The organism is Saccharopolyspora sp. NPDC045839 (assembly GCF_056431645.1).
Genome location: NZ_JBWKKH010000074.1, coordinates 1 through 2,402, shown reverse-complemented (window position 1 = coordinate 2,402; position 2,402 = coordinate 1). Strand labels below are relative to the sequence as shown.

1 protein-coding gene is annotated in these 2,402 nt (G+C 62.7%); it reads left to right on the top strand.

Annotated elements, in window-relative coordinates; translation table 11 throughout:
* Positions 1-33 precede the first annotated feature (33 nt).
* The coding region (locus AC07EQ_RS43340) for a non-ribosomal peptide synthetase (protein ID WP_478393609.1) at positions 34-2,402 on the top strand (2,369 nt) is incomplete at its 3' end.

Sequence of the window (2,402 nt, the reverse complement as noted above, 5' to 3'; positions counted from 1 at the left end):
GGTGGTGGTGTGCCGGTGTGGGGGTCGTTGCCGGTGCAGTATGCGGATTACACTCTTTGGCAGCGGGATCTTCTCGGGGATGAGGATGATCCGGATAGTGTTGTTTCCCGGCAGCTCGGTTTTTGGCTACGGGAATTGGCGGGTGCTCCGGAGCAGCTCGAATTGCCTACCGATCGGCCTCGGCCGCGGGTGCCTGGTTATCGCGGTGGTGTGGTGTCGTTTCGTATCGATCCGGAGTTGCACGACGGGTTGGTGATGGTGGCGAGGGCTTGCGGCGCGAGTTTGTTCATGGTGTTGCATGCTGGTTTGGCTGCGTTGCTGACCAGGCTCAATGCTGGTGTGGACATTGTGATCGGCAGTCCGGTCGCGGGGCGGACCGATGATGCGGTGCGGGATCTGGTGGGGTTTTTCGTGAACACCCTTGTGCTGCGGGTGGATACTTCTGGGGATCCGAGTTTGCGTGAGCTCGTTCATCGTGTCCGGGATGCCGATCTCAGGGCTTATGAGCATCAGGATGTTCCGTTCGAGCGTCTTGTTGAGGCGGTCAATCCGGTTCGGTCGTTGGGGCGGCATCCGTTGTTTCAGGTCGCGCTTGTTCTCAATGATGCTGGCGAGTGCGGGTTTGTGTTGCCGGGGACGACGGGTGGTGTGTATCCGCATGATTTGAATGCGGCGAAGTTCGATCTGTCGTTCACTTTCGATGAGCATCGTGACGGTTCCGGTGCGCCGGGTGGTATGGAGGTGGCGCTCAACTATTCCGCGGATCTGTTCGACGAGGAAACGGTGCACCGTTTCGGGGGTTATTTGATTCGTGTGCTGACGCAGCTGGCGGCGGAGCCTGATCAGCGTGTTGGTCGGGTTCGTCTTCTGGATGCCGCGGAAGAGCATGAGTTGCTGGTCGAGCGCAACAACACCCGCCGTCTGGACGTTCCCGCGATGACGCTGCCGGAGCTTTTCCAGGACCAGGCAAGCAAAACTCCCCAGGCCACCGCGCTCGAACACGACCGCACCCGCCTGACCTACGACGACCTCAACACCCGCGCAAACCAACTCGCACACCACTTGGTGGGGCTAGGAGTGGGGCCGGAGCGAGTCGTGGCGCTGGTGCTGCCCCGCTCCGCGGAAATGGTGGTCGCCATCCTCGCCGTGCTGAAGGCCGGCGGCGCCTACCTGCCGATCGACCCGACGTACCCGCCCGACCGCATCCGGTTCATGCTCGATGACGCTGGGCCGGCGGTCGTCCTCGCCGCGGACGGCTCCGCAGGGAATGTTGCGGCCATCGGAGTTCCCGTCCTGTTCCTCGGCGATCCCGAACTCCAAGGCCGGCTCGGCCGGAACAACAGCGGAAACGTCACCGATGCCGATCGGCGGGCCGCGTTGGGCCCGCTGGCCCCGGCATACGTGATCTACACCTCCGGCTCCACCGGCACCCCCAAGGGAGTCGTGATTCCGCACGTCGCGGTGGCCAACCTGGTCGAGGTGCAGCGGGAACGACTTCGGGTCGGGGAGGGGAGCCGCGTACTGCAGTTGGCGTCGCCCAGCTTCGACGTGATGGTGATGGAACTGTTCATGGCCCTCGCGACCGGAGCTGCGCTGGTCCTGCCCGCAACGCAAAAACCGCTCGGCGCTGAGTTGGCAGCGATCTTGGCGGAGGAACGCATCAGCCACGCCGTCGTTTCGCCAACGGTGTTGTCGAGCGTTCCACACCGCGATTTGCCAGACCTGCGGGTCCTGATCACCGGCATCGAGCCGTGCCCCGGCGAACTGGTCGACCGCTGGTCGAAAGGTCGGCTGATGCTGAATGCCTACGGGCCGACCGAAGCGACCGTCTACTTGACGATGACGGGACCGCTGTCCGGCGGAAACGTCCCGCCTATCGGTCAACCGTTGCCGAATATGCGGGTGTATGTGTTGGATGGTTTTTTGGGTTTGGTTCCGGTGGGTGTGGTGGGGGAGTTGTATGTGGGGGGTGTGGGTTTGGCGCGTGGGTATTGGGGTGGTGGGGGTTTGTCGGGGGAGCGGTTTGTGGCGGATCCGTTTGGTTCGGCTGGGTCGCGGATGTATCGGACTGGGGATTTGGTGCGGTGGAATTGTGATGGTGTTTTGGAGTTTGTGGGGCGTGTTGATGATCAGGTGAAGGTTCGTGGTTTTCGGGTTGAGTTGGGTGAGGTGGAGGGTGTGTTGGCGGGGTGTCCTGGGGTGGGGCAGGCGGTGGTGGTGGTGCGTGAGGATGTTTTGGGGGATCGGCGTTTGGTTGGGTATGTGGTGGGTTCGGGTGTGGAGGGGGTGGGGGTTCGGGAGTTTGTGCGTGGTCGGTTGCCGGAGTTTATGGTGCCGGCTGTGGTGGTGGTGTTGGATGAGTTGCCGGTGACGGTGAATGGGAAGTTGGATCGGGGGGCTCT